Genomic DNA, 8,013 nt, shown 5'->3' on the forward strand with positions numbered 1-8,013 from the left:
TAACACTATCTCAACGCTTCTGGGGTTTTGGTCAATCCGTTCTCCTCTTCTTCATTGCGCCAAAGAAGCCTTGGTATTCGAAGAGAAGAGAAAGCACCTTGGGGTCATAGCGCTCCCTTTCCCGTTCAAGCAGCGCAAAGGCTTCCTCGAGAGAGTACGCAGGACGGTAGTGCCGGTTGGAGGTCAGTGCGTTAAAAACGTCGGCTACTGCTACAATTCTTGCTGAAAGGGGAATTTCCTCTCCCCGGAGACCGTAAGGATACCCCGATCCATCCCACCGCTCGTGGTGGAAGAGGGCAACCTCGTAGCAGGTTCGCAGTATTTTGTTTTCGGGGTGGCGGGACACTGCTTCCTCAAGGAGACGAGCACCGTAGAGAGTATGGCGTTCCATTGCTTGTCGTTCTTCCGGAGTGTACGGGCCGGCTTTCTTCAAGAGGCTATCCGGGAGCACTATTTTCCCAATGTCATGGAAAGCAGAAGCGACTTGTATGCACTCTGGAAAAGAGGGATCCCCCACGTCGTACCGTTCGCTGTAGGCTTTTGCTAAGAGGAAGGCCACGATACGAGTGTCCCGAATATGTTTTCCTGTGTACTCGTCTTGAAACTCCAGGATTTTTGAGGGAAGTTCAAGAAAAATGTCCAGAATAAGCCAGGTGAGCTTTTGTAGCCCTGATGCAATGTAGGCGGCGAGTTTCTTAGCCGATACCGGTTTCTCCAGAAAGTTGTCCGCCCCGAGCCTTAATGCCTTAATGACGAACTCCTCTTCACCATGGCCAGAGAGGACAATGATGTATGGATACACGTAAGGCGAGCGGTTACGAATGGCCGTAATGAGATCAAAGCCATCCATTTCTGGCATAACAAGGTCTGTGATGATAATACGATACCTGTGAGGGTTTTCCTCAAAACATCCCAGAGCCTCTCGGCCATTGCTGACCACCTTAACCTCGTACCCACTCTTCTCTATGTACTGCCCAACGATCTTGCGCGTGAGGTGGTCGTCATCGGCAAAAAGTATTGTGAGGCCTTCTATCGGGTATCCCCCCTTAGGATAGGCTTAGACCAGCAACAAGTGATCCCCTCCCGAGACGAAGCTGTACTTTCCATGCCGGCATGACACTCAAAATACCCTGAAGGTCTTCTCCCACGACCCCTGTTGGAGGGGTGGCAAGGAGCGGCACATCCAGGCGGGCGAGAAAAGCACCGCATACCATGGTGGCGAGCTCCGAAAGGGCACTGAGTCCCATTTCCGAGGAAAAACCCTCTGGATCTCCAATCATGATACCTGCCAGAAAGGAGGCTCCTTCTTGGTCAAGCTCGAGGCTCATGATACCCTTTCGTTCCCCGTCTCTCTCTAAAAGCCCGGTGATTATACAGAGAAACCCTTCTACACGGTGGGAGTCGGTCACCCTCGTCTGCAAATAAGCGACCTCCACTCCAAACGCCGAGAGGACTTCCTGAATAGCTGTGCCGAGTTCCCCAATCATTGTTCCTCCTTGAGTGCGATATCCATCGTGATTTCTCCATAAGAAGTGGAAAGGGTTACACAGGATCCCATCATGCCAAGGTTAAAGAACACTATGTGTTTCCCAAGGAAAGAACTCGGGGGAGAAGGCCGAAGGTTATACCCTTGGAAGCGATTGTTTATCCTTGTAAGTGCGTGACCGGCAACGAGGTTTCCAAATTCACTGGCGGTGAGGAGTTTCTCCTCAGGGGATGGTTGGGTTTCTCCGCCCATGGAGCAGAAGAGTGCCACAGAGAGTGTTTCTGGGATTCCCAAAAGGAGCCGCCCTGAAAGCGCACCCGAGAACCCGACTATGGCCACCACTCCGTCAAAAGCAATGAGCGAATTTCTTGCTTCCTCCTGCCGTTTTTCGATTTCCACTCCGAGGATCTGGGCAGAGACCTCCCTCGCAGCGTCCACGAAAGCCTCGACGATCTCGTTCGATTGATTTCGCTCCACCGTATCACCTCTTGGAAAGGTTTTGTAGCGCTGAGAGGAGAGCTTGAGGGGTAAAAGGTTTTTGCAAAGAGGATGTGATGCCCAGCGCTCGAGCCTCGGCAAGAAGTCCCTCGTCCCCCATGGCGCTGAGGAGGAGAATTCTCGCGCGGGGGTCAAAGGCGAGAATCTCTCTTGCAGCTGAAAGGCCATCTCTCACCGGCATGGTCACATCAAGGGTCACAATGTCGGGGAGGAGCTCTCGGTAGAGCGTCACTGCTTCTTCGCCGTTCTTTGCTTCTCCAACCACCTCAAATTCCGAACCTAAGCAGGCTTTTTTCACCATGTTCCGTACAAGCGGTGAGTCGTCAACCACGAGAACCCTCATTCCTTCCTCACCCCCACCTTTCTCACAATGGCCTCGTGAATTCGGTAGGAGGGGAGCACAACTTCTGCCCCTCCTCGGGCAATGGCCTCCTGGGGCATGCCAAAGACGATGGCTGTTTCCTCGGACTCGGCAATGGTATAGCCACCGCTTTGCCGTATCTTTACCATGGCCTCTGCCCCATCGTCTCCCATTCCGGTCATGAGAACTCCTACGGTTCGCTCTCTGAAAACCTCAAGGACTGAAAACATCATCACGTCAACCGAGGGCATGAACATGTGCTTGGGTATCGTGGAGAGCCGGATGACGAGGCGCTCTCCCTGCTGTTCAACTTTCAGATGGTACCCCCCCTTGCCTACGTACACCGTACCCGGTTCAACCTCCATACCGTTTTCCGCTTCCACAACCCTCAGGGCGCAGTAGTTGTCCAGCCTTTCTGCGTACGATTTCGTGAAAGCAGGTGGCATGTGCTGCACGAGAAAGACTGCCGCATTGAGGTTGGCAGGGAGGTAAGGCAGGACGTCATAAATGGTTTTTGGACCCCCGGTGGATATCCCGATAGCTACGGCGAAAAACGGCACTGCTGGTGCTTTTCGGAGAGTAACTTTGCGTTCCACGCGGGGAAGGGATCTCCGCTCCGCGAGCTTACGGAGAGCCCTTCCCCTTCGCGATGCCTTACAGGCTGCTCGAAGCTTTTCAAGGAGCTCCTGCTGCACAAGGTAGAGGTCGGGTGACACCGTTCCTCCTGGTTTGGCGACACAGTCGAAGGCTCCAAGCTCCAGAGCCTCGAAAGTCGTGGTTGCACCATCCTGGGTGAGGGAAGAAACCACAACCACCGGGGCGATGGCTTCCTCAACAATAATCTGGAGAGCCGTCAGACCATCCATTCTCGGCATGTTCACGTCCATGGTAATGACATCGGGTCGCAGTGCTCGAGCTTTCTCCACTGCGTCCTCTCCATCCCTTGCGGTGTCTATGACTTCAAAGGCTGGATCGGACGCGATGATTTTTTTGAGTACTTTCCGCATCAGGGCTGAATCGTCAACAACGAGGACACGCCACTTTTCCATGGTCATTCTGTGTCCAAGGCCCTTTTAAGACCCTTCTTGCCGGTGGCTTTCTTATGGTTTCCCTCACGAGTACCCTTAGTTACTGCCTCCTCCATGAGTTGCGTCTCTTCTTCGGTGAGGATTCTGGTCATGTTTAGGATGAGAATGACCTCTTCTCCCTTTTGGGCTATCCGCTCGACAAACCGTCCCGCCTCTCCAGAGCGCACTGCATCCGGTACCGGAGCGATGGCACTTTCGGGGATTTTCTCCACGCCCTCCACGGCATCCACGATGAACCCCGTTTTCCCTCCCCCGACTTCTACCACGATGATGCGGGTTAGTTCGTTTCGGATGGCCTGTGGCAACCCAAAGCGTTTCCGCAGGTCCACAATCGGAATTACCTCTCCCCGGAGGTTCATCACTCCTTCAAGAAATTCTGGAGATTTTGGAATCCTTGTGATGGTTGCTACCCGGTTAATTTCGCGCACCTCTTCGATGGGTACCCCATAGTGCTCTTCGTCGACCCGGAAAACGATGTACTGCATTTCCGACTCTTGCCTTGCAGAAGTCACTTCTTCCTTTTCCTCTCCTCCCCCAAGGCTTGCAATTTCCTCTGCAAAAAGCGAAGCGGCCTTAAGGACCATGATGGTCCTGTCCCCTCTGCGGACGATACCCGAAATCTCCCCTCGTTCGCTCTGTTCCACAAAGGCCGGGGGTTTCTGGATTTCACTTTTTTGGATTCGGAGTACCTCGTGGATTCGGTCGACGACGAGCCCAAGCCATTTTTCCTTCAAGCGGAGAACGATGACCTTGGTAAACTCATCAATCGGAGACACAGGGAGACCGAGCATGGTTCGCAGATCGATGATGGGAAGGACCGCGTTCCTCAGGTGGGTGACACCCTTCACGTAAGGGGGAACATCGGGAACTTCGGTTGGTTTTGAGTAACGGATGATTTCCTGAACCTCTTCGATAGGGAAGGCGTATTCCTCGTTTTCCAGGGCGAAGGTGACAATCTGGAGATGCTCTTCGGTCACCTTTTCCTTTGTTTTCTTCTCGGTTTCTCGGGTACCCTGGAAACGGTCCCAGCGCGCTTCTCCTTCCTCACCAGAGCCAAAGAACTTTTCCACCTCGAGAACCATTTCCAGCGCGTCCCCGGTGCGGATGACTTTTTGCACGAACTCGCTTGAGGTGGCAGCACTCTCGATTTGATCCTCCGTAACCTGAATCACCTGGGCCGTTCGGTCGACGACAATCCCCAGTATCCTTTCCTGCGAGTGCAGGACCACAATCTTTGAGGTTTCCAGATCTTCTTCGGGGAGCCCAAGCCTTCGGCGAAGGCTCATAATGGGGAGCACTTCACCGCGGAGGTTCGCCACACCGAGGATGTGTTCCGGCACGAGTGGGATCCTTGTGACTTTTGGAGGCCGTACGATTTCCCGCACGAGATGCACCGGAACGGCGTACATCTCCCCGGCTATGGCAAAGGTAACGTACTTGGTTTCGCTTGTGGTTACCATGGTCATACCCCCACCTCATGTTGCAGCTCGTCGGCGGTGGCAGCAATTTCTTCGATAGCCTTAGCAAGTTCCTCCACGCCCCTTGCTTGCTCTCGAGCACCTTTAGCAGCTTCCTCGATGGCTGAGGCAGACTCCACGGCTGAGGCGTTGATTTGCTCAATGGCCTTACCGGATTCTTCGACGGCGGCGGAGATTTGCTCGAGTTCTCGTTCCACGGCGTCGAGTCTGGACGTCAGATCCTGCATCGCTTTGGCGACGTTTTCAAGAAGCTTTGTGGTTTCCCGCGCTTTCACAACCTCACCAGCCGCAACCCTTGCCGAGTCAGCGATGTCGCTTGCCACAAGTTGCACCTGGTACTGGATGGCGGTGACAAGGTCTTTGATTTGCTCGGCATTTTTTCCGGATTCGTTTGCCAGGTTTCGAATATCGTTGGCCACCACTGCGAATCCCTTTCCGTATTCTCCCGCCCGAGCGGCCTCGATGAATCCATTTACGGCAAGCATATTCGTCTGGATGGTCACCTTATCGATGGTGTCCACAGTTTTTCCTATTTGTCGAGCCCGCTCAGAGAGCGTTTCCACGTTCCGCGAGGCTTCGGCATACGAGGCCGATGCGGTAGAGATGCCCTCGATCATTTTCTCAATGTTTACACGATTGGCTCGGATCCGCTCCGTGAGCTCTGCGAGGAGTTTCACATCTCCAGCCACGATGCTTCGCAATTCATCGATTCTCTTTGCCAGGGCGTCGACGAGTTGCCTCGAGCGTTCTGTGGATTCTGCGAGCACCTGGGCTCCCTTCTCCAGCTGTCCGAGAGCCGTGCTGATCTCCTGGGCGCTGCTTGAGAGTTCCTCGATGTTTGAGGAAAGCTCTTCTGCCGCGGCTGCGAGGGTTTCCGAGGCCTTTTCGGTATCGGTGGATGTCTTCAGCTCTTCTGCAAGTTCTACGAGCTCTTGGGCTGCAGTCTGAGTTTGCGCAAAGGCCTTCGCTTGCTCTTCAACGGCCTTGGAAGCCTCGAGAGCGGCAGAACTCATCTCTTCCGAGCCGCTCGCTACCTGCTCCGACGACTCGAGGAGTTCCTGGGCTGCATTGGCAATCTCACCCATGTCTTGGGATATCCGGTTCATGTGGGCCACCATTTCCACAAAGCGTGCCATAATATCCTCAAGTTGCTCCGTAACCTCTTTCCCAAGGGTCACCTGGGACTGGGACTCCTCGACGATTTTTTGGATATCCTGCACGGTTCTGGCTACGGCTTCCTTAATATTTGCGACAATGCCGGTGATCTCTCGAGCTGAGCGCTCAGAGATTTCGGCAAGCCCTCGAACCTCATCGGCTACCACGGCGAAGCCACTTCCATGCTCTCCTGCCCGGGCTGCCTCGATTGCCGCATTAAGTGCCAGGAGGTTTGTCTGATCGGCAATCATGACAACGGTCTTCACGATTTCCTCTATTTTGTTGGACTGTTCCTCCAGCTTGCGGATAAGCGCTGCAGACTCCTCATTTTTCCTTGCCGCTTCGTCAACGGCCCTGATGAGCCCCTGGACGTTCTCGCTCATGGCACCTGTCGCACTTTGGGCGTTGGTGGTGCTCCGGACCATCTCCTGAACCATCGCCTGGATGTTTGAAGCGCTCCCCCGTATTTGGTTCACGGCGGCTCTTGACTCATCGGCAGCGCTTGAGGCTTCTTCTGCACCGGCAGCGATTTGTTCCATAGCCTTGGAGAGCTCTTCCACGGCTGATGAGGCTTCCTCGACCCCGGCCAGGAGTTGTTCGGCAGCACTTGAAATGCGTTCAGCCATTGCCTGACGTTTTGCAAGTGTCCTTGCCCTTGCCCGCTCTTGAGCTCTCTTGCGGGCTTCTTCCCGTCGTGCCTGAAGGCCTTCTTCCTCAAGAGGCTTAATGCCTGTACGCACCTGAACATCCTTGGCCTCTTTCTGCGTTTCTGGAACTGCAAGTTTCTTCTGGGCCACCTTTTGCACCCCCTGTATTGGTATTCAGAAAACCTCAATACCTGTTCCTCTCTGCTCTGCAAGCTCCTCACCGTCTGGCGTCCCGAAAACGCTACCGGTTATGGCGAGGGTTGCTGCTTCCCCGGTATCGGTGTCCTCGGCTACCACCTCAAGGACGCCATCCCCGTTGACGATGAAACTGATAGCGAGTCTGGCCTCTCCTTTCCTCCACCTCCTTTGGGAATGAAAGTGAAAATGGCCGAGGAGTTTAAGGCTCCCTTCTCGTTCCTGGAGCACCTTCACCACGACCTGGTCTTGGTCGTCCTGGGTATTGGTGAAAATCCTTGTGGCAACCGTCGGGTAAATCGTTCCCCTTTCGATGAGGGAGACGAAGCGTCCGTCATCGTCAAGGACTCCTAAAGAATGGGGGAGAACGTCTCGGAGCTCCACGTGGCTCAGGCGACCCTCAAGCATGGCGGCATGAACCGCTGCTCCTAAGGCGACTACCTCGTCGGGGTTTACCTCGGCCTTGAATTCTGCCTGGGGGAACATGGAGCGCATGGTTTTTTGGAAAAGGGGGAGGCGAGACGAGCCTCCACTCAGAATCACTACATCCACCTGGGACGGGGAAACCCGAGCCTCTCGGAGGGTTGCTTCGACAAGGGAGAACGCCCGCTCGAAGAGAGATGCGGCGAGGTGCTCAAACCGTTCTCGGGAGATGGTGAGATGAACATGTACCGGACCCTGTTCGGTAAGGGCGATGTAAGGGATGATGATGGTTGTTTCTGTCGTACTGGAGAGGTCGATTTTGGCTCGCTCGACATTGGTGAGGATATGGTACATGGCGACGGGGTCATTTTCCAAGTTCACGCCCTTTTCCTCCCGTACTGTCTCCACCACCCATCGGGCGAGGACGGTGTCGAAATCAGCGCCCCCGAGCTCTGTACTTCCTCCGGTCGTGATAACTCTAAAGAGGCCTTCCTGGTATTCCATAAGGGTGATGTCAAAGGTTCCCCCTCCGAAGTCGAGAACGAGGATGAGTTTCCTACCCCGCTCTTGAACCCCATAAGCAAGTGCAGCAGCTGTCGGCTCATTGAGGAGCTTCGCTACGGTAATTCCTCCAAGATGTGCTGCCCTCAACACACCTTGCCGTTGGTTGTCATCGAAGTAA

The 8,013-nt window shown here is 54.4% G+C and carries 8 protein-coding genes; all 8 read right to left on the reverse strand.

Annotation, left to right across the window (positions count from 1 at the left end):
- Nucleotides 1-31: 31 nt before the first annotated feature.
- Nucleotides 32-940 (reverse strand): response regulator, encoded by a 909-nt coding sequence (locus H5U36_07445; GenBank protein MBC7217957.1) that lies wholly within the window; start codon nt 938-940, stop codon nt 32-34.
- Between the two features lie 106 nt (nt 941-1,046).
- Complete coding sequence (locus H5U36_07450; GenBank protein MBC7217958.1) at nt 1,047-1,487, reverse strand: chemotaxis protein CheX; 441 nt, start codon at nt 1,485-1,487, stop codon at nt 1,047-1,049.
- Nucleotides 1,484-1,963 carry a chemotaxis protein CheX gene (locus H5U36_07455; protein MBC7217959.1) on the reverse strand — a complete coding sequence of 160 codons (480 nt, stop codon included), beginning with the start codon at nt 1,961-1,963 and terminating at the stop codon, nt 1,484-1,486. The genes H5U36_07450 and H5U36_07455 overlap by 4 nt, the downstream gene beginning before the upstream one ends.
- 4 nt (nt 1,964-1,967) lie before the next feature.
- The gene (locus tag H5U36_07460) at nt 1,968-2,327 is read right to left on the reverse strand and encodes a response regulator (GenBank protein ID MBC7217960.1); all 360 of its coding nucleotides are present in this window, start codon (nt 2,325-2,327) and stop codon (nt 1,968-1,970) included.
- Nucleotides 2,324-3,394, reverse strand: a complete 1,071-nt coding sequence (locus H5U36_07465) for a chemotaxis response regulator protein-glutamate methylesterase (protein MBC7217961.1) — start codon at nt 3,392-3,394, stop codon at nt 2,324-2,326. Before H5U36_07465 ends, H5U36_07460 begins: the two co-directional genes overlap by 4 nt.
- 2 nt (nt 3,395-3,396) lie before the next feature.
- On the reverse strand, nt 3,397-4,893 hold the full coding sequence (locus tag H5U36_07470; GenBank protein MBC7217962.1) for a chemotaxis protein CheW: 1,497 nt from the start codon (nt 4,891-4,893) through the stop codon (nt 3,397-3,399).
- Between the two features lie 2 nt (nt 4,894-4,895).
- Nucleotides 4,896-6,863 (reverse strand): methyl-accepting chemotaxis protein, encoded by a 1,968-nt coding sequence (locus H5U36_07475; protein ID MBC7217963.1) that lies wholly within the window; start codon nt 6,861-6,863, stop codon nt 4,896-4,898.
- A 24-nt stretch (nt 6,864-6,887) separates the two neighbouring features.
- The coding region (locus tag H5U36_07480) for an Hsp70 family protein (GenBank protein MBC7217964.1) at nt 6,888-8,013 on the reverse strand (1,126 nt) is incomplete at its 5' end.

It is taken from the genome of Candidatus Caldatribacterium sp., assembly GCA_014359405.1.
GTDB classification, from domain to species: Bacteria; Atribacterota; Atribacteria; order Atribacterales; family Caldatribacteriaceae; genus Caldatribacterium; species Caldatribacterium oleiphilum.

Excerpts from the sequence above, each read along its gene's own strand:
- H5U36_07465 (MBC7217961.1), bottom strand. The coding sequence starts at position 3,394 with ATGGAAAAGTGGCGTGTCCTCGTTGTTGACGATTCAGCCCTGATGCGG.
- H5U36_07460 (MBC7217960.1), bottom strand. The coding sequence starts at position 2,327 with ATGAGGGTTCTCGTGGTTGACGACTCACCGCTTGTACGGAACATGGTG.
- H5U36_07450 (MBC7217958.1), bottom strand. The coding sequence starts at position 1,487 with ATGATTGGGGAACTCGGCACAGCTATTCAGGAAGTCCTCTCGGCGTTT.
- H5U36_07470 (MBC7217962.1), bottom strand. The coding sequence starts at position 4,893 with ATGGTAACCACAAGCGAAACCAAGTACGTTACCTTTGCCATAGCCGGG.